Consider the following 22758-nt stretch of genomic DNA (forward strand, 5'->3'; position numbering starts at 1 on the left):
GGAGCTTACAACAGCTTTCCGGCTTTCAACTTATTTGCTTGCGCCAATACGCTGAAAGTGGCGCGCATTCTATGGAGCCTTTCAAGGAGCGTCAACCTCCATTCAAAACTTTTTTTAAATCAAAGACTTCGGGACAGAAATTGACAGCATGCTATGAGCATGAGCGCCAAGGCACTACACTCGGGGAAAAAATAGCGTTCGGGAGATTCACAGGTGTCCCCACTCGTCATCACCGCCTTGATTATCAGCGGCATAGTGGTGCTGTTCGCCATCGGTTACATCAACCATCTGGTGGAAAACAGCAAACTGGAGAAAGCCCGACTCAAGGCAGACCTGAATGACCGGGTACGTCGCAGTCGCGATGTTTCCGAGAACATGCCAGGCCAGCTGATGACACCAGCGCTGAAACTGCTGCTCAGCCGCTTCGAACTGCAACACGGCGAGCGTCTGCTCTCGCTGGACAAACAGAACGCCAACCTGCGCAATCGTATCGCCGAACTCCGCGAATGGGTCGCCAAGGGCGACGACATCCCCGTACGCAACCCGCCACAGCAGATCACGACCGAGGCCATGGCCAAGGACATCCGCTACCTGCTGGAAAACTTCCACGGCCAAATCACTCGCGCCGCACAGGAACACCTCCTGCCAGCCAACGATGCTAAACGCTGGCTGGGTGAAATTCGCCACATGCTGGTGCAGGTGCATACCGAGTTCTTCAGCAATCTGGGGCAACAGTTCATGCAGCAAAACCAGCCAGGGCAAGCCCGCCTGGCCTACGAGCGCGGCGTGCAATACCTGCGCAAGCAACCGGACACCGAGCGCTACAAGGCGCAGCTGCAGAAATTCGAGCAGCTCCTGGCCCGCGCCAACGCGGTCGTACTGGAAAAAGCCAAACCTGCGGACGACGAACCCAGCGAGCTGACCGAAGGACTCAAGTCGCTCGAAGAAAACGAATGGAAGAAAAAGAATATCTACGACTGAACACAAGGAGTCCCGATGAGCCTGATCGTTTACGGCGCCCCGCTCTCGCCGTTCGTACGCAAACTGCGCCTGTGCCTGCTGGAGAAAGGCCTGGAATACCAACTGGACATCGTCACCCCCTTCGGTCAACCCGACTGGTATCGCGATCTCAACCCACTAGGACGCATCCCGGCCCTGCGTGACGGCGATTTCACCCTGGCCGACTCCAGCGTGATCTGCCAGTACCTGGAAGAGAAATACCCGGAACGTCCAGCCCTGTTCGGCCAGCACGCCGAGAGCAAAGCCCGGATTCGCTGGCTGGAGAAATACGCCGACTATGAACTGGCACCACTGTGCACTTTTGGCGTATTCCGCAACCGCCTGCTCAAGCCTATGCAGGGCCAGGTCTGCGACGAAGAAAGCGTACGAACAGCGCTGCACGACAAACTGCCCAAGCATTTCGACTATCTGGAACAGTGCCTGGGAGAAAACACCTATTTTGTTGAAGACGAGCTGAGCCAGGCTGACCTGGCCGTCTACTGCCAGCTACAGAACATGGAGCACGGCGGCGAACTGGTTGATGCCAGCCGCTGGCCCGCGCTCGCCGCCCACTATGCCAGAGTCAAGAGCCGTGACTCGGTGCAGAGCGTGCTGCCTGGCGAGCTCAAAGTCATCGCCAAGATGACCGCCAAGGCGTGAAGCAGCCGTAAACGGAAAGGCCCGGCAAATGCCGGGCCTTTCCGTAATCCACGCCTCAACAGTCGGTCAGACGCAGGAAAACTTCCGCCAGGCGCTCGACACCCAACTGATCGTCAGCACTGAAACGCCCCAGCAAAGGGCTATCCAGGTCGAGCACAGCGATCAACCTGCCGCCCTTGACCAGCGGTACTACCAACTCGCTATTGGAGGCGCTGTCGCACGCAATGTGCCCGGCAAAGGCATGCACATCCTCTACCCGCTGCGTCTGCCGCGTACTTGCCGCAGCACCGCACACACCGCGCCCAAAAGGAATACGCACACAAGCCACCTTGCCCTGAAACGGCCCCAGCACCAACTCTTCGCCACGCGCCAGATAGAAGCCCGCCCAGTTCAGATCACCCAGCTCATGAAAGAGGAACGCCGCAAACTGCGCAGCATTGGCAATGAAATCGCGTTCATCCGCCAGCAGCGCCTCTAACTGTGCAGTCAACAGCGCATAGCCCTCGCGGCCCTGACCAGCACTCTGCAGATCAATCACCTGCCACCTCCAACAATTGCTGACCAACCCAGCTACGGGCGAACTGATAGGCACAGCGGCCGTTACGATTACCGCGCCCCAACGCCCAGCGGATGGCCAGAATCTCCAGCTCGTGGCTCCACTGCCAATGCAATCCCGCCTGCCCGGCAAGAACCTCGATCCAATGCCGAACGACGGCCAGGAAATGGTCCTGAGTGAAAGGGTAAAAAGACAGCCACAGCCCGAAACGATCAGACAGGGCAATCTTGTCCTCTACAGCTTCGCTCGGATGCAGCTCGCCTTCGACCCTCTGCCAGTTGTCATTGTCGCTTTCCTTCTCCGGCACCAGGTGGCGGCGGTTGGAGGTCGCATAGAGCAGCAGGTTGTCGGGCGCCCGCTCCAACGAGCCGTCGAGGACAGTTTTCAGCACCCGGTAGTCGCCCTCACCGGACTCGAAGGAGAGATCGTCACAGAACAGCACGAAACGCTGCGGCAGACCGGCCAGCGCCTCGACCACCTTGGGCAGATCGGCCAGGTGGTCACGCTCGATTTCGATCAGGCGCAATCCGGCCTGAGCATGCTCGGCCAGCAGCGCCCGCACCAGCGAGGACTTACCCGTGCCGCGCGCGCCCCAGAGCAATGCATGATTGGCCGGCAGCCCCTTGACGAACTGCCGGGTGTTACGCGCCAACTGCTCGCGCTGGGCATCCACACCCACCAGGTCGGCCAGACTCAGATCGAGGCTGACGTGAAGCGGCTGCAGATAGCCACCACGCCCCTCACGCTGCCAGCGCGCCGCGATGACGTGCTGCCAGTCCAATGCCACACGCACCGCCGGCAACAGCGGCTCAATCCGTACCAAGGCCGCCTCGGCACGTTGCAAAAAATGGTTCAACTGGGAATCCACGAATCACTCCTCATATCTGGCCAGCCCCTGCCAGAGCCAGTATCCGATGGGCTATGCTTGGCGGGCGCCTTATCAAGGACCAGATCGCCACCCCATGGATATATCCCTCACCCACCGCCTGTCATTCAAACAGGCCAGTCTTACGGTGCTGGTGGCCTTTATCCTGGGAATGCTGCTCAGCCTGATCCAGATCGGCGTGGATTATGCCAGCGAAGACGCCTCCATCGACCGGGAAATCCACTCCCTGCTGGAAATCAGCCATAACCCGGCCGCCCGTATTTCCTACAACATCGACGCAGAACTGGCCCAGGAACTGGTGCTGGGACTGCTGCGCTCACCCGCCGTCATGCGTGCCGAAATCATCGACAACAGCGGCCTGGTGCTGGCCTCGGTGGATCGCCCTGCCGCACAAAGCGACTATCGCTTTCTCAGCGACGCGTTATTCGGCGAACGCCGCCAGTTCGAAGATCCACTGTTCGTCGATCACGCCCCCAGCGAACCCCTGGGCGTGCTGCGTCTGGAGGTCGACACCTTCGCCTTCGGCAGCGATTTCCTGCGCCGCGCCCTGCTTACCCTGGTGACCGGCTTCGCCCGCAGCCTGCTGCTGTCGCTGATTCTGCTGGTGCTGTTCTACGCCATGCTGACCAAGCCCGTGGTCGAAATCATTCGTGCCCTCAGCGACCGCGACCCACGCCGCGACCTCGCCCCAGTGCCTTGCCCCCCCGGCCATGAGCGCGATGAAATCGGCATTCTGGTGGCGGTCACCAATCAGCAATTGATCAACACCCACCAGGAAATCAGCCAGCGCCGTGAAGCCGAAGACCGTCTGACTCAGTATCTGGCCGAGCTGGAAAACATCGTTTCGGCCCGTACCGCCGAGCTCAAGGCCACCAACGCCCGGCTGACCCTGTCCAACCGCGAACTGGAACAGGCACGTGCTACCGCTCTGGAAATGGCCCAGGCGCGCGCAGCCTTTCTCGCGTACATGAGCCATGAAATTCGCACCCCGCTCAACGGCCTGCTGGGTATGCTGGCCTTGTCGCTGGATGGCCCGCTAAGCAGCGAGCAACGCCAGCAGCTCTCCATTGCCCACGACTCCGGCAAAGTGCTGGTGGACCTGCTCAACGACATCCTCGACCTGTCCAAATTCGAGGCCGGCCAACTGGAGCTGGAACAGATCCCCTTCGACCTCGGAGCACTGGCCGAAGAAACCGCCAGCCTGCTGTCACAGAACGCCGGCAGCAATGTCGAGCTGACCTGCCTGATCGACCCGCGGCTACCGGCACAACTGCTGGGCGATCCCACTCGGGTGCGTCAGGTGGTCAGCAACCTACTGTCCAATGCACTCAAATTCACCCGTTTCGGCCGCGTCGACCTGCGGATCGAACCTACGACCAAGGGTGTGCGCATCACCGTCAGCGATACCGGCATTGGCATTCCCGAGGAAGCGCAGCAGCGCATCTTCCAACCCTTTACCCAGGCGGGTGCAGGCATTACCCGCCAGTTCGGCGGCACCGGCCTGGGCCTGGCCCTGACTCGTCGCCTGTGTGAAACCATGCAGGGCGAGCTGACCTTCAACTCCCAGGAAGGCTTCGGTAGCCAGTTCTGCGCCGAACTACCGCTGAGTAGCCATGCACCGGCGACTGACTGGCTGCAACTGGAGGGCCGCGTGCTGACCCTGTGCGCCCCCGGGAGTGGTCTGGCAGAGCAATTGGCCTGCTGGCTACCACGCTGGGGCCTGCAGCAACAGAACCGTAATCCGGATACACCCGCCAGCGAACTGCTAGCCGATCTACTGATCTGCGACAGTCCCGAACGCCTGACGCAGTTGCGCCAACAACTGTCGATACCGCTACTACTGGTATCGCCCTATGGAGCCTTCATCCATTCAGACCAGGCCAGCAGGCTGGAACCTTTTGCGCAACTGGCCCGCCCCCTTGCCCGCGCCACCCTGCACCAGACCCTGAAGGAGCTGCTGGCACCGCTCCCCAAGCACGCGCAGGACACTGCGCAGACGAGCAACGGGCACGCCATCAAGGCGCGCGTGCTGCTGGTAGAAGACAACGCGGTCAATCAACTGGTCGCCAAAGGCATGCTCGGCAAGTTGGGTTGCGAGGTCACCGTCGCCGCGCACGGCGCTGAGGCCCTCGACTATCTGGAACGCAATGACGTGGATCTGGTGCTGATGGACTGCAACATGCCGATCATGGACGGCTATGAGGCCAGTCGGCGTATTCGCCAAAGCGGGCGCTGGCCGGAGCTACCGATCATCGCCCTGACCGCGAATGCGCTACCCGACGAACGCGAGCGCTGCCAGGCCGCCGGCATGAACGATTACCTGGCAAAGCCATTTCGCCGCGAGGATTTGGCCAGCCTGCTGAACAACTGGCTTCACCTCACGCGCGCGGGCTGACCAACTGCAACAGCTGCTCCAACCCCTCGCGCAAGCTTTCGAGCTGCTCCAGATCGACACCGCTCTCACACAGCAGGCGACGCTTGAGCGGTAGGACACAGGTTTTGAGCCTTCCGCCTTCTGCAGTCAGCGCCAGGTGCAGCTCTCGCTCGTCCGTGACTGAACGACGGCGCTGCACCAGCCCCAACTGCTCCAGGCGCTTGAGCAAAGGGGTCAAGGTGCCTGAATCAAGCCTTAGCCGCTCGCCCAAGGCCTTGACGGTAGCCTGCTCGGGCGACTCGGCCTGCCACTCCCAGAGCACCAACATCACCAGGTACTGTGGATAGGTCAGTCCCAACTCATCGAGCATCGGCTTGTAGGCCCGGGTCACCGCCCGCGAGGCGGCGTAGAGCTTGAAGCACAGCTGGTCGTCGAGGCGCAGCGACAGATCGCTATCGAGGCTCATTGCAGCAGGGCTTCGATCTCGCTGCTCAGCTCTTCCGGCTTGGTGGTCGGAGCGAAGCGCTTGACCTGACTGCCGTCGGCACTGATCAGGAACTTGGTGAAGTTCCACTTGATGCCCTGGCTACCCAGCAGCCCCGGCGCGCGTTTTTTCAGCTGCACATAGAGCGGGTGTGCATCACTACCGTTGACATCGATCTTCTTGAACAGCGGGAAACTGACGCCAAAGTTCAGCTCGCAGAACTCGCTGATAGCGCCCTCATCGCCTGGTTCCTGCTTGCCGAACTGGTTGCAGGGAAAGCCCAACACCACCAACCCCTTGTCCTTGTACTGCTGCCAGATGCTCTCCAGGCCTTTGTACTGCGGGGTAAAACCACACTTGCTGGCCGTGTTGACCACCAGCACGGCCTTGCCGCCAAAATCGGCCAGCGTCTTCTGCTCGCCCTTGATGGTGGTGACGGGAATATCGAAAAGCTTGTCGCTCATGGCCTGCGGCTCCGCTGTCAGTGAAGGCTTAAAAATAGCGAGCAATTAAATTGCATGCAATTTAATTAATGAAAAAAGAGGCTCACCAAACGGCAAGCCTCACACGACGCTCAACGTGGAACCAGTTTCAGCGAAACCGAGTTGATGCAGTAACGCAGCCCGGTCGGCTGCGGGCCATCAGGAAAGACGTGCCCAAGGTGAGCATCGCACTTGGCGCACTTGACCTCGATGCGGTGCATACCGTGGCTGAAGTCCTCCTTTTCGGCGATCACCTGATCGTTGACCGGCTGGAAATAACTGGGCCAGCCGCTGCCAGAGTCGTACTTGGCATCGGAGTCAAACAACGCCTCACCACAGCAGGCGCAGTGATAAATGCCCGGTACCTTGCTGTCGTGATACTCGCCCGTGAAGGCGCGCTCGGTGCCGCCTAGGCGGCAGACATGGTATTGCGCCTCGGAAAGCTCTTCGCGCCAGGCTTCCAGGGGTTTGTCGATCTTTTCCACGGCGTACTCCTCATCGGCAGAAAAATGCCCAGCCGGTACCTTTTCCGGGCACCGGGCCGCACGTATCATGCGTCCCTCTTTGGACGCCAGTCTGCCCGCAGCGTTACAGGCTGGCGCGCAGCATTCGCATCGGGATACAGGATCATGCAGGTCAGCAAATCGAACAAGCTCGCCAACGTCTGCTACGACATTCGTGGTCCTGTGCTCAAGCACGCCAAGCGTCTGGAGGAAGAAGGCCAGCGCATCCTCAAACTGAACATCGGCAACCCGGCACCGTTCGGCTTCGAGGCGCCGGAGGAAATCCTCCAGGACGTGATCCGCAACCTGCCCACCGCGCAAGGTTACTGCGATTCCAAGGGCCTGTTCAGTGCGCGCAAGGCGGTGATGCAGTACTACCAGCAGAAGCAGGTGGAAGGCGTCGGCATCGAGGACATCTACCTCGGCAATGGCGTGTCCGAGCTGATCGTGATGTGCATGCAGGCCCTGCTCAACAACGGCGATGAAGTGCTGATCCCAGCGCCGGATTACCCGCTGTGGACCGCCTCCGTGGCCCTCGGCGGCGGCAAGCCGGTGCACTACCTGTGCGACGAACAGGCCGGCTGGTTCCCGGACATCGCCGATATCAAGGCCAAGATCACCCCGAACACCAAGGCCCTAGTGCTGATCAACCCGAACAACCCCACCGGCGCGGTGTACTCCAAAGAAGTGCTGGAAGAGCTGGTCGAGGTGGCACGCCAGCACAACCTGGTGCTGTTCTCCGACGAGATCTACGACAAGATCCTCTACGACGAAGCGGTGCACATCTCCACCGCCTCGCTGGCCCCGGACGTGCTGTGCCTGACCTTCAACGGCCTGTCCAAAAGCTACCGCGTAGCCGGCTTCCGCTCCGGTTGGGTGGCCATCTCCGGGCCGAAACACCGCGCCCAGAGCTACATCGAAGGCCTGGATATTCTGGCCAACATGCGCCTGTGCGCCAACGTACCCAGCCAGCACGCCATCCAGACCGCCCTCGGCGGCTACCAGAGCATCAACGACCTGGTCCTGCCCAACGGCCGCCTGCTGGAGCAGCGCAACCGTGCCTGGGAGCTGCTCAACGACATTCCTGGCGTCAGCTGCGTCAAGCCGATGGGCGCGCTGTATGCCTTCCCGAAGATCGACCCCAAGGTCTGCCCGATCCACAACGACGAGAAGTTCGTCCTCGACCTGCTGCTCTCCGAGAAGCTGCTGATTGTCCAGGGCACCGCCTTCAACTGGCCGTGGCCAGACCACTTCCGCGTAGTCACCCTGCCCCGCGTCGATGACCTGGAGCAGGCCATCGGGCGCATCGGCAACTTCCTCAAGACCTACCGTCAGTAAGCGCATGGACCTGCAGATCGACGAGTTCTACAAGGATGCCGCCGCCGGCATGCTGATGCTCTACCAGGCCTTCCCACGCAAGGTGGCGCTGTACGTGGAAGACCTCATCGGCCGCGAGGAGCCGGACGAGTTCGGCCTGCCCAGCAAACGCCACCAGGCCTGCCTGGGTGCACTGCTGTGGCTGGCCGAGGAAGGTTATATCCGTTACGACTCGACCATTGCCTATGACGCCCTGGACCAGGCCGTGCTCACGGAAAAGGGCTTCATCCGCCTGTCCCGTGGCATTCCCCACGCCCTGCCGGAAGGTGAAGCACAGCCCGCCAGCGTGCGCAGGGTGCGTGCCACCCTGGCCTGGCAACTGCGTGAGGCCCTTGGCCAACACAACAGCGAAAAGGTTGCCCGCCTCACGCGACTGCTATTCGAAAGCGCTCTAAATACGGCCAGCGACATAGTTTGAAATAGAGCCTTGGTTGAAGCTGGGACGGGCGCCCCCTATATAGCTCGCATACTTAGACCGTCTCTCGCCTGAGGAGAAACTTCCTACCATGATGCGCATCGTATTGTTCCTGGCCACCAACCTGGCGGTTCTATTAATCGCCAGCGTCACCCTGAAGCTGCTCGGGGTCGACCGCTTTACCGGCCAGAACTACGGCAGCCTGCTGGCCTTCTGCGCCGTATTCGGCTTCGTCGGCTCCTTCATCTCGCTATTCCTCTCCAAGTGGATGGCCAAGATGAGCACCGGCACCGAAATCATCACCCAGCCGCGCACTCGTCATGAACAGTGGCTGCTGCAGACCGTAGAAGAGCTGTCGCGCGATGCCGGCATCAAGATGCCGGAAGTCGGTATCTTCCCCGCCTACGAGTCCAATGCCTTCGCCACCGGCTGGAACAAGAACGACGCGCTGGTCGCCGTCAGCCAGGGCCTGCTGGAGCGATTCTCACCGGATGAAGTGAAAGCCGTTCTGGCCCACGAAATCGGCCACGTAGCCAACGGCGACATGGTCACCCTGGCAATGATCCAGGGCGTGGTGAACACCTTCGTCATGTTCTTCGCACGCATCTTCGGCAACTTCGTCGACAAGGTGATCCTGAAGAACGAAGAAGGCCACGGCATTGGCTATTTCGTCGCCACCATCTTCGCCGAACTGGTACTGGGCATCCTGGCCAGCATCATCGTCATGTGGTTCTCGCGTAAACGCGAGTTCAAGGCCGACGAAGCCGGCGCACGCCTGGCTGGCGCCGGCGCCATGATCGCCGCACTGGAGCGACTGCGCGCCGAACAGGGCGTGCCGGTGCAAATGCCTGACAGCCTGACCGCCTTCGGCATCAACGGCGGCCTGAAAAACGGCCTGGCCGGCCTGCTGATGAGCCACCCGCCGCTGGAAGACCGCATCGCGGCACTGCGCCAGCAGCGCTGATCGCCAGCAAACCACGCAAGGGCGGCCTCCGGGCCGCCCTTGTCGTTTCTGCAGCACGAGACTCTACCGATTGCCTAGACTGGCTGAAGAACCTCATTCACAAGAGGCCGGCATGCCCAGACTTTCGCGTTTCTGCCTACTGCTCCTCTGCCTTTTGCCAGTCGCCAGCCAAGCGGCGACCATCCGCCTCGACACCAGCGCCGAAGAGCCCTATCAGGTCGTGGTCGACGGCGAGCTGAGCGGCCTTTCAGTAACGGTACTGGGCTGTATCTTCGAGCAGTTGCAGCAGCCCTACAGCATCCGCCTCACCTCTTTTAGCCGCGCCCGGCAGAATGTCAGCAAACAGGTTGCAGATGGCTTCTTCAGCTCTGCCCCGGACAGCCAGGTCGATGGCTATGCACAGCTTTCCGCCCCCCTACTGATCGAGAAATGGTACTGGTATGCGCTGGATCCACACGTGCTCAACCGCCCCATCTGGGACAGCGAGCTGCGTATCGGCGGCGTCCTCGGCAGCAATAGCCTGACCTGGCTGGAATCCCGCGGGCTGCCGGTCACCCAGAAAGTGCCTCGCCTGGAGCAGCTCCTGGCCTTGCTGGAACGTGGCCGCATCGACCTGCTGCTGGCCGACAGCACCGTGATGAGCAACCTCAGCGAAGTCAGCTCGCGTGAGAAGCCTTTGCTGCAGCGCTTTGTGCGCTACTCCCCGCTGGGCGTGTATTTTTCCCACGAGTTTCTCAGTCAGCACCCGGACTTCCTGAAAGCCTTCAACCGCCACGTCGAGAGCTGCGCGCCACAGGGCACGCCACTGAGCGCGGCCGAGCAAAGCTACCTGCGCAAACTGGTCAACCGCCACCTGGCACGCTGGGGCAAGCACCCGGACCTGCTGGCTGCCCTGCGCAGCGATGAGCGCGCCGGCAACAGTGAAGAGCGCATCCGCGAACTGGATCGTCAATGGATGCGCGAACGCCTGCTGGAGGAAAAGCCCCTGATCAGACGCCTGCTCAAGGCTCAACCCTCTCGGCTGCTGAACAGCATCGCCTCCCAGTACCACCCACTGTTCAACGAAATATTCGTCAGTGATACCAGTGGTCAGCTGGTCGCTATCAGCGAAGTCACCAGTGACTACTGGCAGGGAGATGAAGAAGATTTCCAGCGGGCCCTGCGCCTTCCCCCTGAGCAGGTGTATATCAGCGACATCGAGTACGACGGCTCGACGCAGAGCTTTCAGAGCAAGGCATCAGCCCCCCTCTACGACCCCGAGGACGGGCGCCTGCTGGGCGTCATCAGCCTGGGGATCAATATTGAAAGCGCCTTTGGCGATTATTTGCCCTGACTACCCACATTGAATTTATCGATCAAAACAGCGCAAAACATGCGTTATTCACTGAAGATTTAAAGCGAGAAAATGGCGCCATTCACAGGAGAACGCCATGCTACCCAGCCTCTTCATTTCCCACGGCTCACCCATGCTCGCCCTGCAGCCCGGCGCCAGCGGCCCGGTACTGGCCAGACTGGCCCGCGAGCTGCCACGCCCCCAGGCTGTGCTGGTGGTATCCGCGCACTGGGAAAGTGAAGAGCTGCGGATCACGAGTGGCGAGCGCCCCGCCACCTGGCACGATTTCGGCGGTTTTCCCGCCGAGCTCTATGCCGTGCAGTACCCGGCAAGCGGAAACCCTGCCCTGGCCGAACGGACCCGCCTGCTGCTCGTTGACGCCGGACTCAAGGCGCACCTTGACTCACAACGTCCTCTGGACCATGGCGCCTGGGTGCCGCTGTCACTGATGTATCCCGCAGCCGATATTCCCGTTATCCAGCTCTCGCTCCCCAGCCGCCAGGGGCCCGCCCTGCAGGAACGCGTGGGTCAGGCCCTGCGCTGCCTGCGCGAGCAGGGCGTGCTGCTGATCGGCTCCGGCAGCATCACCCACAACCTCGGCGAACTGGACTGGCGCGCCGGCCCAGAGGTCATCGCGCCGTGGGCCGGCGAATTCCGCGACTGGATGGTGGAGAAACTACAGGCCAGCGACGATGCCGCCCTGCTCGATTACCGCGTCCAGGCGCCCCATGCTCGGCGCAACCACCCGAGCGACGAACACCTGCTGCCGCTGTACTTCGCCCGAGGTGCCGGCGACGCCTTCCGCGTCGAGCACAGCGGCTTCACCTACGGCGCGCTAGGCATGGATATCTACAGCTTCGCCTGAATCCGGGTACTCGGACGCAGCCCCACCGCGCGCCCAGAAAAAAGCCCCGCAGATGCGGGGCTTTGGGTCATGCCGAGGATCAATCCTCGCGGTAGCGACGCAGCTTCAGGGCCTTGCCAGCGACGCGGGTGTCCTTGAGCTTGCCGAGCAGGCGATCGATACCGTCTTCCGGCAGCTCGATCAGGCTGAAGGTCTCGCGGATCTGAATACGGCCGATGGCGTCACGCTGCAAGCCACCTTCGTTGAGGATGGCGCCCAGCAGGTTCTTCGCGGCGATGCCGTCGCGGTTGCCCAGGGCGGTGCGGCAACGCACCTTGCCTTCGCTCGGCGCGGCCATCGGGCGGCGCTCACGGACTTCACCACGCTCGCCACGGTCGTAGGAACGCTCCGGACGGTCGCCATCACGCTCACGGCGCTCACGCGGTTCGCGCACGGTCGGCACCAGCGGCTGCTCGCGCTCGACGCTGGCCAGATCCAGAGCCTGACCCTTGGTCAGCTTCTTCAGCAGCGCAGCCGCCAGGGCACGCGGGCTGCAACCGATATCGGCGATCAGCTGGTCGAGCAGCGCGCCATGGCTGGCTTCGGCCTCGGCGGTCAGCGGCGCCAGGCCAGTGGTGAGCTTCTTGATCCGGGCATCCAGCACCTGCTGCGGGCTGGGCAGCTTGACCTCGCCCACTTTCTGCCCGGTGACACGCTCGATCACCTGCAGCATGCGGCGCTCGCGCGGCGTCACCAGCAGCAGGGCACGGCCATCGCGACCGGCACGGCCGGTACGGCCGATACGGTGCACGTAGGACTCCGGGTCGTAGGGCATGTCGACGTTGAGCACGTGGGTGATGCGCGGCACGTCGATGCCACGGGCGGCCACGTCGGTGGCGACCACGATGTCCAGGCGACCGTCCTTGAGCGAGTCGATCACGCGCTCACGCTGGTTCTGCGCGATATCGCCGTTCAGCGCAGCAGCCTTGTAGCCTTTGGCTTCCAGCGCAGCGGCCAGATCCAGGGTGGCTTGCTTGGTACGCACGAAGGCGATCAGCGCGTCGAACTCCTCGACTTCCAGCAGGCGGGTCACGGCGTTGATCTTCTGATCGGCATGGATCATCAGGTGCGCCTGCTCGATGCGCGAGACGGTCTGGGTCTTGGCGGCGATCTTGACGTGCTTGGGTTCGCGCAGGTGCTTCTCGGCGATGGCGCGAATGGAATGCGGCAGGGTGGCGGAGAACAGCACGCTCTGGCGGCTTTCCGGCATGGCCTGGAAGATCACTTCCAGGTCGTCCATGAAGCCGAGCTTGAGCATCTCGTCGGCTTCGTCCAGCACCAGGTGGCGGATGGTCTTGAGCAGCTGGTCGTTGCGACTCAGGTGGTCGACCAGGCGACCCGGAGTCGCCACGATGATCTGCGCCCCCATGCGCAGGGACTTCAGCTGCGGGCCCATGGGCGCGCCGCCATACACAGCCACCACGGAGACCCCGGTCAGCTGCTTGGAATAGGTTTCGAACGCGGTGGCCACCTGCAGGGCCAGCTCGCGGGTCGGCGCCAGGATCAGCGCCTGCGGCTCACGCTTGGCCGGGTCGATCTTGGACAGGATCGGCAGGGCGAAGGCGGCGGTCTTGCCAGTACCGGTCTGGGCCTGGCCGATCATGTCGTGGCCGGCGAGGATCATCGGGATCGCCTGGGCCTGAATGGGGGACGGCTCTTCGTAACCCACTGCGGTCAGCGCAGCGAGAATGGAAGGATGAAGGCCGAGATCGGCGAAAGTGCCGGTTACTTCCTGAGTCATGGGACTGCCTCTATGTGCATCCGCAAAGACCCAGGAACAATGGCTGCGCGTGCCGTTGAAGGACCTTTTGGGTCACCCTGGCAGCCGATAGACGGGTAATTGCGAAAACGTGATGAATGAAACGTCAAGGGTAGTTCGCAGAGCGAACCCGCAGCGAAGCAAAGCTTCGTAAAAGTTGACGAGGCCGTTTTGGCCGGGCGCGGATCATACAGGAAAAAGCTGACGAAATGGCAGTTTTTTGCCAAAGGCAGCCATGTAACCGACGACAGGCAGCCTCAACTGGCCGGTCGCAGCACTTCCAGCAAAGGCTGCAGCGAATAGCGCAGACGCGGTGCCAGTGCTGCGGCGCGCGCTTGCAGCCCGGCCCAATCAAGCTCCTGATCGAGATCGGCCGGCACCAGCAGAATCACGTTGCCCTCCTTCACCGGGATTTCCCAGTAATGGCGGTGGAACAGGCCGCGCAGCAGCGCCGCACCCAGCGGCTTGCCGTCGTCATTGCCCCACTGGTTGATCACCAGCCAGCCGCCCGGGTTGAGGCGCTGCTGGCAGGCTTCGAGAAACTTCCAGGCCAGGTGCGCGGCAGCCGGGCCGGTGTCGGTGTAGAGATCGACAAACAGCAGGTCGCAAGTTTCCGCCGTACTCACCAGTTCCAGGGCATCGCCAATGCGGATGGTCAGGCGCGGATCGTCAGCCAGGCCCAGGTGATCGATGGCCAGGCGCGGGACCTCGGGGCGCAGCTCGATCACCTCGACATCATCGAGGTCGAGAAACTCCAGGCAGGCCTGGGTCAACGTACCGCCCCCCAGGCCGAGAAACAGCGCGGATTCCGGCGCCGCATGGCACAGCGCGCCAACCAGCATGGCGCGGGTGTAGTCATATTCCAGCCAGCTGGGGTCACGGGTGTAGGTGCAGCTCTGCTCGATGGCCTCGCCAAATTCGAGGAAACGGTAGTCGCCCACCTCCAGCACGCGAATCACCCCCCAGGCGTCGCGCACTTCCTCCAGCAGCACTTCTTCCAGTTCCGGATTCATGCGCCCAGGCCCTGGCGGAACTGCCCTGGCGTGATGCCCGTCCAGCGGCGGAAGGCCTTGGCGAAGGCGCTCTCGTCGGAGAAGCCCAGCGCTTCGGCCACCTCGGCCAGACGCGACGAATCACGCAGCAACTGCTCGGCCATCTGGTGCAGTACCTGGTCGCGCAGCAGCTTGAAGCTGGTGCCTTCCTCGGCCAGCTTGCGGTTGAGATGGCGACCGCTGAGGTCGAGCTGTTCGGCAATGCGCTCCTTGCCCCAGCGCGGTTGCTGGCGCAACTGCTGCTGTACCTGCGCCGCCAGGCTCTGCTGGCCAAGCCGTTGCAACAGATCATCGGCCAGGCCGCGCAAATGCTCACGCATCAGCGCGTTGGCCTGGATCAGCGGCGTGTTGAGCTCATCCCGCTCGAAGGCCAGGAAGTTCTCGCCGCAGGCAAACTGCAACGGACAACCCAGCAACTCGATGTAGCGCGCCTCATCGGCCCGCGCCGGGTGGGCGAAATGCAGTTCCAGTGGCTGGGCACGCTCGCCGGTGATCCAGCGGGTCATGTGCGCCAGGCTGGCCAGGACGGCCTCGACCCGCTCCTCGCGGCGCACCGCATAACGCGGCTGATACACCAGACACAGCGCGCCAGCCCCCTCGCGCAGGCTGAACTCGCCCCCCTCGCCGACAATCGGGTAGTACTCCAGCAGGGCTTCCAGCGCCTCGCCCAGGGTCTCGCAGCTCATCAGCAGCGCGCCGACCATGTCCAGATGCCCAACCTGCAGGGCATTACCCAGGCGCAGGCCGATCAGCGGATCGGCGGCAGCGGCGCAGAAGGCTTCCCACAGCTCGTCCTGACGAACCAGGGGAATACGCCCCTCGCGCGCCAGATCGCGCAACGTCTCGGGCAACGGCAGGGCCAGGCGCTCGGCGGCCTGGAGGATGGCCTGGGCGTAATGAACGGTGACGGAAGGCGTGTTGCTCATGAGGTCCTAAATTAACCGGGAAGCGTCCTGATTGAGCCGTTACGACCCGGACGGAGCTGCATATGCTTGCGGAACAACTATAGAAACACAATCGAGACGCCTTGCATGCATGCCATTATCGGAGCCGGCCCCATGGGTCTGGCAGCTGCCCGCCAGCTACAACGCTACGGTATCCCCTTCGTCGGCTTTGAGCTGAACGCCGATGTCGGTGGCCTGTGGGACATCAACAATCCACACAGCACCATGTATGAGTCGGCTCACCTGATTTCCTCCAAGGGCACCACGGCCTTTGCCGAGTTCCCCATGGCCGATTCAGTGCCGCCCTACCCACACCATAGCCAGATCGGCCAGTACTTTCGCGACTACGCCGAGCACTTCGGCCTGCGCCAGCATTATCAATTCAACACCCGCGTAGTTCGGGTCGAGCGCCTCGACCGCGGCTGGCGCCTGGTCAGCGAGCATGAAGGGCGCCAGCGCGAGTGGCAGTTCGATGGCGTACTGATCGCCAACGGTACCCTGCATCGCCCCAACCAGCCAGAATTACCTGGCCAGTTCGCTGGCGAACTGATGCACTCCAGCGCCTACAAGAGCGCCGATATCTTTGCCGGCAAGCGCGTGCTGGTGGTCGGCTGCGGCAACTCGGCCTGCGACATCGCCGTCGATGCCGTGCACCGTGCCAAGTCGGTAGACCTCTCGGTCCGTCGTGGTTACCACTTCCTGCCCAAATTCATCCTCGGCAAGCCCACCGACACCTTCGGCGGCGCGGTGAAGCTGCCGCGCAAACTCAAGCAGCTGGTCGACGGCCTGCTGGTCCGCGTACTGGTCGGCAAACCTTCGCAATACGGCCTCCCCGATCCGGATTACAAGCTGTACGAGTCGCACCCGGTACTCAATTCGCTGGTCCTGCATCACCTCGGCCATGGCGACATCCAGCCGCGCGGCGATATCCAGGCGGTCAACGGCCATACCGTGACCTTTGCCAACGGCAGCAAGGCCGACTACGACCTGATCCTGCAGGCCACCGGCTACAAACTCGACTACCCCTTTATCGAGCGCGCCGAACTGAACTGGCCGCAGGGCGCAGGTGCGCCGCAGCTCTACCTCAACGTGTTCCACCCGCAGCACGACGACCTGTTCATGCTCGGCATGGTCGAGGCTTCCGGCCTCGGCTGGCAGGGTCGCGCCGAGCAGGCCGAGCTGGTGGCACTGGCCATCCGTCACCAGCAGTGCGCCAGCCTGGCGGCCAAGCGCTTCCGCGACACCGTGCTGACCCAGACCGGTCAGCGTCTGGACGGCGGCTTCGCCTACCTCAAGCTCGACCGCATGGCCTACTACGTGCACAAGGACAGCTACCGCAGCGCCATCAAACGCCATATCCAGGAGCTACGTGGGGCGCTCGACGACGTACCGGCAAGCCCGGCGTCGAGCCAACTGGCGCGGGAGTCCTGAAATGGAAGCGGTACACCTGCAGTTCGATCCCTCCAGCCTGGTGCTGATCAACCTGATCGTGGCGCTGATGATGTTCGGCGTCTCGCTGGAGCTGCGCGCCGACGACTTCCGCCGCGTGCTGCGCGAACCCAAGGCACCGGTAATCGGCCTGCTGGCCCAGTTCGTCCTGCTGCCGGCGCTGACCTGCCTGGCCACCTGGGCGCTGGACATCGAACCGCAGCTGGCCCTGGGCATGCTGCTGGTGGCGTCCTGCCCGGGTGGCAGCTTCTCCAACATCATGACCTGGATGGCGCGCGGCAACGTCGCCGTGTCGGTGAGCATGACCGCCGTCTCCAGCCTCGCGGCCAGCGTGATGACGCCGCTCAACTTCGGCCTGTACGCCTGGCTCAACCCCCAGACCCGTCCGCTGCTCACCGAGATCGCCATGGATCCACTGAGCCTGCTGCTGATGGTGTTGCTGGTGCTGGGCGTACCGCTGGTGCTGGGCATGTTCGTCGGTCGGCGCTTCCCGCAACTGACCCACAAGGTAGAGAAACCGCTGCGCGTCTTTGCCCTGCTGGTGATGCTGGCCTTCGTCGGCCTGGCCTTCGGCCGCAACTGGCAGCAGTTCCTGGAGTACTTCCACCTGTTCTTCTGGCTCGTGGTGGCGCATAACGCTCTGGCCCTGGGCTGCGGCTACTTCAGCGGGCGTCTGGCCGGCCTGCCGGTGGCCGATCGCCGCGCCGTGACCCTGGAAGTCGGCATCCAGAACTCGGCGCTGGGCCTGGTCATCGTCTTCACCTTCTTCCCCCAGGCCAGCGGCATGTTGTTGATCGCTGCGTTCTGGGGCTGCTGGCATCTGGTCAGCGGCCTGTCCCTGGCGCTGCTGTGGTCGCGCCGTCCGACTGATATCCCGGCCAGCAAGCTGGCCGCCGTGGGAGACAAATAATGCGCACCGTACTGATCACTGGCGCCGCCAGTGGCCTCGGCTGGGAACTGGCCAAGGCCTGCCACGCCCGTGGCGACGCCCTGCTGCTGACCGACATCGACGCCAGCGGCCTGGCCGCGCGGGTGGCCGAACTGAACAGCGACCGGGTCGAGGCGCTCCCCGGCGACATCACGGATCCGGCACTGCACCAGCAGCTGATCGACCACTGCCGCAACGTTTTCGGCCGCCTCGACCTGCTGCTCAACAACGCCGGCATCACCCACCGCTCGCCCACCGTGCACACCGACCCTGCGGTGTTCCGCAAAGTGATGGCGGTGGACTATCACGCACCGCTGGAGCTGACCCTCACCGCCCTGCCGCTGCTGCGCGCCAGCCGCGGCCAGGTCGCCGCCATCGGCTCCATGGCCGGCTGGATGCCCGTGCTCGGCCGCGCCGGCTACTGCGCGGCCAAGGCCGCGCTGAGCCAGTCCTTCGAAGTCCTGCGCGCCGAACTGGCGCAGGACGGCATCGGCACGCTGATGGTCTACCCGAGCTTTCTCGACACCCCCATCGACCGCAACGCCCTGGGTGCCGATGGCAAGCCGGCCGGCCATGCACGCTCGACCATCGGCAAGATCCGTGGCGCCGACTGGATGGCCAGCGAAATCATCAAAGGCCTGGACGAGCGCCGCGATCGCCTGTTCCCGGATCGCGGCAGCTGGCTGGCCAGCCTGCTCTGGCGCGCCGCGCCGAGCCTGTATTACCGCAAGATGAGCCAGCGTTTCGCCGGTGAACTGCCGGCGCCTGCCGCCCTGGCGCTGGGTGACGCAGAGGCCCGCTCGTGATGGCATTCGCTCCCTACGCCCTCGGCGGCTTCATCCTGCTGGCCTACACCCTGGAAGCCATCACCGGCTTCGGCAGCATCGTGATCGCCCTGTCGCTGGGTGCCTTGCTGTTGCCGATCGACCAGCTGCTGCCGGTGCTGGTGCCGCTGAACATCTGCATGACCGGCTACCTGGTCAGCCGCCACTGGCGCATGATCGACCGCCGCCTGCTGCTCGGCACCATCCTGCCCGGCATGGTCGCCGGCACCCTGCTCGGCTACTGGCTGCTGCCCCATCTGGACACCCAGGCGCTCAAGGTCGGCTTCGGCGCGCTGGTACTGTGGTTCGCCGGCCGCGAGCTGTGGCGGCTGCGCAACGCCAGCGCACTGCCGGTACGGCCGACCTGGCTGACCCGCATCATCACCCTGGGCGCCGGCCTCAGTCATGGCCTGTTCGCCTCCGGCGGCCCGCTGCTGGTCTACGGCCTGGCCGGCACCGCGCTGGACAAGGCGCGCCTGCGCGCCACCCTGGTGACGGTGTGGTTCACCCTCAACAGCCTGCTGACCATCGCTTTTCTGCTCGACGGCCGCCTGCTGCCGGCCCTGCCCCAGGTCGCGACCTACGCCCCGCTGCTGCTGCTCGGCGTGTGGCTGGGCGAGCGCCTGCACCGGCGCTTCGACGAGCGCCATTTCCGTATCGCCATCTACATCCTGCTGCTGGTCACCGGCACCCTGCTGCTGGCCCCCTGGAGACTCGTATGAGCTACGACATCATCATCAAAAATGGCCTGTACTTCGACGGCACTGGCGCCCCCGGCAGCCTGCGCCATGTCGGCATCAAGGACGGCCGCATCGACGTACTCAGCCTCAGCCCGCTGGACGAGAGCGGCTGCCCCGAGGTGATCGACGCTGCCGGCAAGTGGGTGACTCCGGGTTTTCTGGAAATCCACTCGCACTACGACGCAGAAGTGATCGCCGCGCCGGCGCTGAAGGAATCGGTGCGCCACGGCGTCACCAGCGTGACCATCGGCTCCTGCTCGATCAGCATGGTGCTGGCCGACGCCGAGGACTGCTCGGATCTGTTCACCCGCGTCGAGGCGGTGCCGCGCGAATACGTGCTACCGATCCTGCAGGAGAAGAAGACCTGGCGCGACGCCGCCGGTTACCGCGCGTTCTACGACCAGCTGGCGCTGGGCCCCAACGTCAGCTCCTTCCTCGGCCATTCCGAGTTGCGCGTGGCGGTGATGGGCCTGGAGCGTGCCACCAGCAAGATCAAGCCGACCGAAGCGGAACTGCAGCGCATGGAGCAGCTGCTGGAAGAGGCGCTGGACGCCGGCTGCATCGGTCTGTCGGTGATGACCACGCGTCTGGACAAGATGGATGGCGACCGCGCCTGGTCCAGCCCCCTGCCCTCGACCTTCGCCAGCTGGAAGGAGTTCTCGCGCCTGTTTGCCATCCTCCGCCGCCGTGGCGCAGTGCTGCAGGGCGCGCCCAACGCGGTGACCAAGGTCAACGTGTTCGCCTTCCTCTGGCAGGCCCACGGCTGGTTCAGAAAACCGCTCAAGTGCACCATGCTCACGGCGCTGGACCTAAAGTCGCAGCCGCTGCTGCACCGCTTCACCCGCCTCTCCGGCTGGCTGGCCAACACCGTGCTGCGCGGGCACTTCCGCTGGCAGACCCTGCCGGCGCCCTTCACCCTGCGCCTGGAAGGGCTCAACGTGAACGCCTTCGAGGAGTTCGGCGCCGGCGAGATCCTGCGCGATATCAAGGACCCGGACGAGCTCTACGCCAAGGTCAAGGAGCCGGAATTCCGTGCTCTGTTCAAGAAACAGGTCAAGGCCATCCTCACCAAGGGCCTGTGGCACCGCGACTTCTCCGACTGCTGGGTGACCGAGTGCCCGGACGCCAGCCTGGTCGGCAAGAACTTCAAGCAACTCGGCCAGGCTCGCGGCCTGGACGCGGTGGATGCCTACTTCGAGCTGGCCTGCCAGTACCGCGAGGAACTGAAGTGGACCACCTGCTACGGCAACCAGCGCCTGCCGGTGATGCACAAGCTGCTGTCCAGCCCGTGGACACACCCCGGCTTCGCCGACTCCGGTGCGCACCTGCGCTCCATCGCCCAGTACAACTTCCCGCTGCGCTTCCTCAAGTACGTGCGTGACGCGCAACTGGCTGGCGAACCCTTTATGGAACTGGGTCAGGCAGTGCGCCGCTGCAGTGGCGAACTGGCCGACTTCATCGGCGTCGACGCCGGCTATATCCGCGTCGGCGACCGCGCCGACCTGGTGCTGATCAACCCCGAGGGACTCACCGACGAACTGGACGAGATCAGCGAGGCGCCCATGGAAGTGCTCGGCCTGGAGCGGGTGGTCAAGCGCAACGACGCGGCGGTCGAGGCGACCCTGATCAACGGTCGCATCGCCTACCGCCGCGGCCAGGAGTACCCGGACGACCTGGGCAAAGTCCAGGGCTACGGCCGTTTCCTCGAAGGCCGCGATGTGCTGCCCCGCGCCGAGGCTGCTCGCGCTTTCCAGCCAGTCACCGCCTGACTGCGGGTATGCGGCGCGCACCCGCCCTTCAACAACGTAGCCCGGATGTAATCCGGGAAGCAGGCAGCTTCGCTCCCCCGGATACCTCCGGGCTACGACAAGTGCAAATCAGCCGGGGAAAACCGGTTGCACACGGAAGAATCAAGGCTCCGCAGAAGAGTTGAGCTGTTCCTGGGAGGGAACCATCAAGGCGCCGCCAAGAGCGCCGCAGTTGTGCCAGGCGTGAGTCTTCCAGACGAGTTTTCGGAAGACCAGCGCCGCGTTAAGTATCCGCTCGGGGCCTGCCTGCCAGCAGCCAAGCATTCGCTGGCAGCCAGGCCCCGCGGATACTCCATTATGCGTACCCGCTGATCTGCCAGAAGGCACACCGCTCTAGGCCTGACAGGCCCCTTCCTCCCCACTACTGCAGTGCCCCTGCAACAGACGGTCGCGCCCCTGCTGCTTGGCCTGATAGAGCAGGCGATCGACCGCCTCGATGAAGGCCATTGGTGAGTCGTGCGCTTCGGGAATGATGGTGCCGACACCCAGACTCAGGGTCAGCAACTGGGCCACCTTGGACTGTTCATGAGGGATACGCAGGTGGCCGACCAGCTTGCGACAGCGTTCGGCGATCTGCTTGGCCGACTCGGCATCCGTCTCCGGCAGCACCAGCACGAACTCCTCGCCACCGAAACGCGCCACGCAGTCGCGCGGACGGACGACCGCCGCCTCCAGCGCCTCGGCGACCCTTCGCAGGCAATCGTCACCCTGGATATGGCCATAGTGGTCATTGAACTGCTTGAAGAAGTCGATATCCAGCAGGATCAGCGACAGCGGGCGGCGGCTACGCTGGGCGCTGGCCCATTCCACCTCCAGTACCGAGTCGAACATGCGCCGGTTGTTGATGCCGGTCAGGCCGTCCTTGTAGGAGTACTCCTCAAGCTGCTTTTGCAGGGCCAGCAACTGCTCCTCGGTTTTCTTGCGCTCGCTGATATCGAACATGAAGCCGACCAGTGCCTCCGTCTCGCCGGCGGCGTTGCGCAACACATGCACCACGTCACGAATCCACACGTAGCGGCCGTCGGCGGTCAGCGCACGGTAGTCGGCCTCGTGGTCGATACCGCTCTGCGATTGGGCGATGCAGAAATTCACGACCCGCTCGCGATCTTCTTCGTGAATGCGTTCGGCCCAGTCATTGGCGCTGATCCAGCTCTGCTGGGTCCAGCCCAGCAAGGGTTCGATCTGCGGACCGATATAGGCGAAGGTCATACTGGCCCAGTCGATTTTCCAGGGAATGGCCTTGGTCGATTCCAGCAGGGTCTTGTACACGGCACTGTCGGCCTGGAAGGGATCGTGCATACCAGCGGTTCCACAGGA

General features: G+C 63.3%; 21 protein-coding genes and 1 pseudogene. 13 read left to right on the top strand and 9 right to left on the bottom strand.

The genetic code is table 11. The features are described from left to right. Positions 1-213 precede the first annotated feature (213 nt). Together ACF8C6_RS13445 and ACF8C6_RS13450 are read left to right on the top strand one after the other, a co-directional pair. The gene (locus ACF8C6_RS13445; protein WP_392499760.1) at positions 214-981 is read left to right on the top strand and encodes a hypothetical protein; all 768 of its coding nucleotides are present in this window, start codon (positions 214-216) and stop codon (positions 979-981) included. Positions 982-996: 15 nt separating this feature from the next. Beyond that, on the top strand, positions 997-1659 hold the full coding sequence (locus ACF8C6_RS13450; RefSeq protein ID WP_392499761.1) for a glutathione S-transferase family protein: 663 nt from the start codon (positions 997-999) through the stop codon (positions 1657-1659). 55 nt (positions 1660-1714) lie between these two features. Here the strand turns inward: ACF8C6_RS13450 and ACF8C6_RS13455 are convergent, their stop codons facing one another. After that, complete coding sequence (locus ACF8C6_RS13455; RefSeq protein WP_392499762.1) at positions 1715-2197, bottom strand: GAF domain-containing protein; 483 nt, start codon at positions 2195-2197, stop codon at positions 1715-1717. After that, positions 2190-3083 (bottom strand): ATP-binding protein, encoded by an 894-nt coding sequence (locus ACF8C6_RS13460; protein ID WP_392499763.1) that lies wholly within the window; start codon positions 3081-3083, stop codon positions 2190-2192. Before ACF8C6_RS13460 ends, ACF8C6_RS13455 begins: the two co-directional genes overlap by 8 nt. Positions 3084-3177: 94 nt before the next feature. Between ACF8C6_RS13460 and ACF8C6_RS13465 the strand changes: the two genes are divergently transcribed. Further along, on the top strand, positions 3178-5496 hold the full coding sequence (locus ACF8C6_RS13465) for an ATP-binding protein (RefSeq protein WP_392499764.1): 2319 nt from the start codon (positions 3178-3180) through the stop codon (positions 5494-5496). Here the strand turns inward: ACF8C6_RS13465 and ACF8C6_RS13470 are convergent. The 3 genes from ACF8C6_RS13470 to msrB all read right to left on the bottom strand — a co-directional run bounded on the left by ACF8C6_RS13470 (position 5480) and on the right by msrB (position 6926). Continuing rightward, positions 5480-5941 (bottom strand): MarR family winged helix-turn-helix transcriptional regulator, encoded by a 462-nt coding sequence (locus ACF8C6_RS13470; RefSeq protein WP_392499765.1) that lies wholly within the window; start codon positions 5939-5941, stop codon positions 5480-5482. The genes ACF8C6_RS13465 and ACF8C6_RS13470 overlap by 17 nt on opposite strands. Further along, complete coding sequence (locus tag ACF8C6_RS13475; protein ID WP_277690249.1) at positions 5938-6423, bottom strand: glutathione peroxidase; 486 nt, start codon at positions 6421-6423, stop codon at positions 5938-5940. The genes ACF8C6_RS13470 and ACF8C6_RS13475 overlap by 4 nt, the downstream gene beginning before the upstream one ends. Positions 6424-6533: 110 nt before the next feature. Then, a complete protein-coding gene (msrB, locus tag ACF8C6_RS13480) occupies positions 6534-6926 on the bottom strand; it encodes a peptide-methionine (R)-S-oxide reductase MsrB (RefSeq protein ID WP_277690354.1) in 393 nt (130 codons plus the stop codon). Positions 6927-7070: 144 nt separating this feature from the next. On the opposite strand from msrB, the gene ACF8C6_RS13485 reads away from it, so the two are divergent. The 5 genes from ACF8C6_RS13485 to ACF8C6_RS13505 all read left to right on the top strand — a co-directional run bounded on the left by ACF8C6_RS13485 (position 7071) and on the right by ACF8C6_RS13505 (position 11898). Beyond that, a complete protein-coding gene (locus ACF8C6_RS13485; RefSeq protein ID WP_392499766.1) occupies positions 7071-8282 on the top strand; it encodes a pyridoxal phosphate-dependent aminotransferase in 1212 nt (403 codons plus the stop codon). A 4-nt stretch (positions 8283-8286) separates the two neighbouring features. Next, positions 8287-8739: a hypothetical protein gene (locus ACF8C6_RS13490; protein ID WP_277690247.1), complete on the top strand. Its 453-nt coding sequence runs from the start codon at positions 8287-8289 to the stop codon at positions 8737-8739. Positions 8740-8827: 88 nt separating this feature from the next. Then, entirely contained in the window at positions 8828-9700 is an 873-nt protein-coding gene (gene htpX / locus ACF8C6_RS13495) for a protease HtpX (RefSeq protein WP_277690246.1), read from the top strand. A 112-nt stretch (positions 9701-9812) separates the two neighbouring features. Further along, positions 9813-11033 (top strand): hypothetical protein, encoded by a 1221-nt coding sequence (locus ACF8C6_RS13500; protein WP_392499767.1) that lies wholly within the window; start codon positions 9813-9815, stop codon positions 11031-11033. Positions 11034-11130: 97 nt separating this feature from the next. After that, positions 11131-11898 carry a DODA-type extradiol aromatic ring-opening family dioxygenase gene (locus tag ACF8C6_RS13505; RefSeq protein ID WP_392499768.1) on the top strand — a complete coding sequence of 256 codons (768 nt, stop codon included), beginning with the start codon at positions 11131-11133 and terminating at the stop codon, positions 11896-11898. 79 nt (positions 11899-11977) lie between these two features. Here ACF8C6_RS13505 and ACF8C6_RS13510 read toward each other — a convergent pair. The 3 genes and pseudogenes from ACF8C6_RS13510 to ACF8C6_RS13520 form a co-directional block, all read right to left on the bottom strand. Further along, positions 11978-13712: pseudogene (locus ACF8C6_RS13510) on the bottom strand (DEAD/DEAH box helicase). A gap of 241 nt (positions 13713-13953) precedes the next feature. Then, the gene (locus ACF8C6_RS13515; RefSeq protein WP_392499769.1) at positions 13954-14709 is read right to left on the bottom strand and encodes a spermidine synthase; all 756 of its coding nucleotides are present in this window, start codon (positions 14707-14709) and stop codon (positions 13954-13956) included. Beyond that, on the bottom strand, positions 14706-15674 hold the full coding sequence (locus ACF8C6_RS13520; RefSeq protein ID WP_392499770.1) for an AraC family transcriptional regulator: 969 nt from the start codon (positions 15672-15674) through the stop codon (positions 14706-14708). The genes ACF8C6_RS13515 and ACF8C6_RS13520 overlap by 4 nt, the downstream gene beginning before the upstream one ends. Positions 15675-15779: 105 nt before the next feature. Here ACF8C6_RS13520 and ACF8C6_RS13525 point away from each other — a divergent pair, with 105 nt between their 5' ends. Genes ACF8C6_RS13525 through ACF8C6_RS13545 form a run of 5 tightly spaced genes read left to right on the top strand, consistent with a single transcriptional unit; the run spans position 15780 to position 21402 of the window. Further along, positions 15780-17123 (top strand): NAD(P)/FAD-dependent oxidoreductase, encoded by a 1344-nt coding sequence (locus tag ACF8C6_RS13525; RefSeq protein WP_277690241.1) that lies wholly within the window; start codon positions 15780-15782, stop codon positions 17121-17123. A 1-nt stretch (position 17124) separates the two neighbouring features. Next, a complete protein-coding gene (locus ACF8C6_RS13530; RefSeq protein ID WP_392499771.1) occupies positions 17125-18051 on the top strand; it encodes a bile acid:sodium symporter family protein in 927 nt (308 codons plus the stop codon). After that, entirely contained in the window at positions 18051-18875 is an 825-nt protein-coding gene (locus ACF8C6_RS13535; protein WP_392499772.1) for an SDR family NAD(P)-dependent oxidoreductase, read from the top strand. The genes ACF8C6_RS13530 and ACF8C6_RS13535 overlap by 1 nt, the downstream gene beginning before the upstream one ends. Continuing rightward, positions 18875-19615, top strand: coding sequence for a sulfite exporter TauE/SafE family protein (locus ACF8C6_RS13540; RefSeq protein WP_392499773.1), 741 nt, complete (start codon positions 18875-18877; stop codon positions 19613-19615). Before ACF8C6_RS13535 ends, ACF8C6_RS13540 begins: the two co-directional genes overlap by 1 nt. After that, positions 19612-21402 carry an amidohydrolase family protein gene (locus ACF8C6_RS13545; protein ID WP_392499774.1) on the top strand — a complete coding sequence of 597 codons (1791 nt, stop codon included), beginning with the start codon at positions 19612-19614 and terminating at the stop codon, positions 21400-21402. Before ACF8C6_RS13540 ends, ACF8C6_RS13545 begins: the two co-directional genes overlap by 4 nt. Before the next feature lie 372 nt (positions 21403-21774). On the opposite strand, the gene ACF8C6_RS13550 is transcribed toward ACF8C6_RS13545, so the two are convergent. Further along, positions 21775-22740, bottom strand: a complete 966-nt coding sequence (locus ACF8C6_RS13550; protein WP_392499775.1) for a sensor domain-containing diguanylate cyclase — start codon at positions 22738-22740, stop codon at positions 21775-21777. Between the last annotated feature and the right edge of the window lie 18 nt (positions 22741-22758).

The organism is Pseudomonas sp. zbq_18, from assembly GCF_043102245.1.
Classification (GTDB): Bacteria; Pseudomonadota; Gammaproteobacteria; order Pseudomonadales; family Pseudomonadaceae; genus Aquipseudomonas.

What these genes read in the sequence shown, in the direction of transcription:
- ACF8C6_RS13475 (WP_277690249.1), bottom strand. Translation starts at nt 6,423, where the DNA reads ATGAGCGACAAGCTTTTCGATATTCCCGTCACCACCATCAAGGGCGAG.
- ACF8C6_RS13485 (WP_392499766.1), top strand. Translation starts at nt 7,071, where the DNA reads ATGCAGGTCAGCAAATCGAACAAGCTCGCCAACGTCTGCTACGACATT.
- ACF8C6_RS13535 (WP_392499772.1), top strand. Translation starts at nt 18,051, where the DNA reads ATGCGCACCGTACTGATCACTGGCGCCGCCAGTGGCCTCGGCTGGGAA.
- ACF8C6_RS13490 (WP_277690247.1), top strand. Translation starts at nt 8,287, where the DNA reads ATGGACCTGCAGATCGACGAGTTCTACAAGGATGCCGCCGCCGGCATG.
- htpX (WP_277690246.1), top strand. Translation starts at nt 8,828, where the DNA reads ATGATGCGCATCGTATTGTTCCTGGCCACCAACCTGGCGGTTCTATTA.
- ACF8C6_RS13550 (WP_392499775.1), bottom strand. Translation starts at nt 22,740, where the DNA reads ATGCACGATCCCTTCCAGGCCGACAGTGCCGTGTACAAGACCCTGCTG.
- ACF8C6_RS13515 (WP_392499769.1), bottom strand. Translation starts at nt 14,709, where the DNA reads ATGAATCCGGAACTGGAAGAAGTGCTGCTGGAGGAAGTGCGCGACGCC.
- ACF8C6_RS13540 (WP_392499773.1), top strand. Translation starts at nt 18,875, where the DNA reads ATGGCATTCGCTCCCTACGCCCTCGGCGGCTTCATCCTGCTGGCCTAC.
- ACF8C6_RS13525 (WP_277690241.1), top strand. Translation starts at nt 15,780, where the DNA reads ATGCATGCCATTATCGGAGCCGGCCCCATGGGTCTGGCAGCTGCCCGC.
- ACF8C6_RS13545 (WP_392499774.1), top strand. Translation starts at nt 19,612, where the DNA reads ATGAGCTACGACATCATCATCAAAAATGGCCTGTACTTCGACGGCACT.
- ACF8C6_RS13470 (WP_392499765.1), bottom strand. Translation starts at nt 5,941, where the DNA reads ATGAGCCTCGATAGCGATCTGTCGCTGCGCCTCGACGACCAGCTGTGC.
- ACF8C6_RS13505 (WP_392499768.1), top strand. Translation starts at nt 11,131, where the DNA reads ATGCTACCCAGCCTCTTCATTTCCCACGGCTCACCCATGCTCGCCCTG.
- ACF8C6_RS13530 (WP_392499771.1), top strand. Translation starts at nt 17,125, where the DNA reads ATGGAAGCGGTACACCTGCAGTTCGATCCCTCCAGCCTGGTGCTGATC.
- ACF8C6_RS13465 (WP_392499764.1), top strand. Translation starts at nt 3,178, where the DNA reads ATGGATATATCCCTCACCCACCGCCTGTCATTCAAACAGGCCAGTCTT.
- ACF8C6_RS13520 (WP_392499770.1), bottom strand. Translation starts at nt 15,674, where the DNA reads ATGAGCAACACGCCTTCCGTCACCGTTCATTACGCCCAGGCCATCCTC.
- ACF8C6_RS13500 (WP_392499767.1), top strand. Translation starts at nt 9,813, where the DNA reads ATGCCCAGACTTTCGCGTTTCTGCCTACTGCTCCTCTGCCTTTTGCCA.
- ACF8C6_RS13450 (WP_392499761.1), top strand. Translation starts at nt 997, where the DNA reads ATGAGCCTGATCGTTTACGGCGCCCCGCTCTCGCCGTTCGTACGCAAA.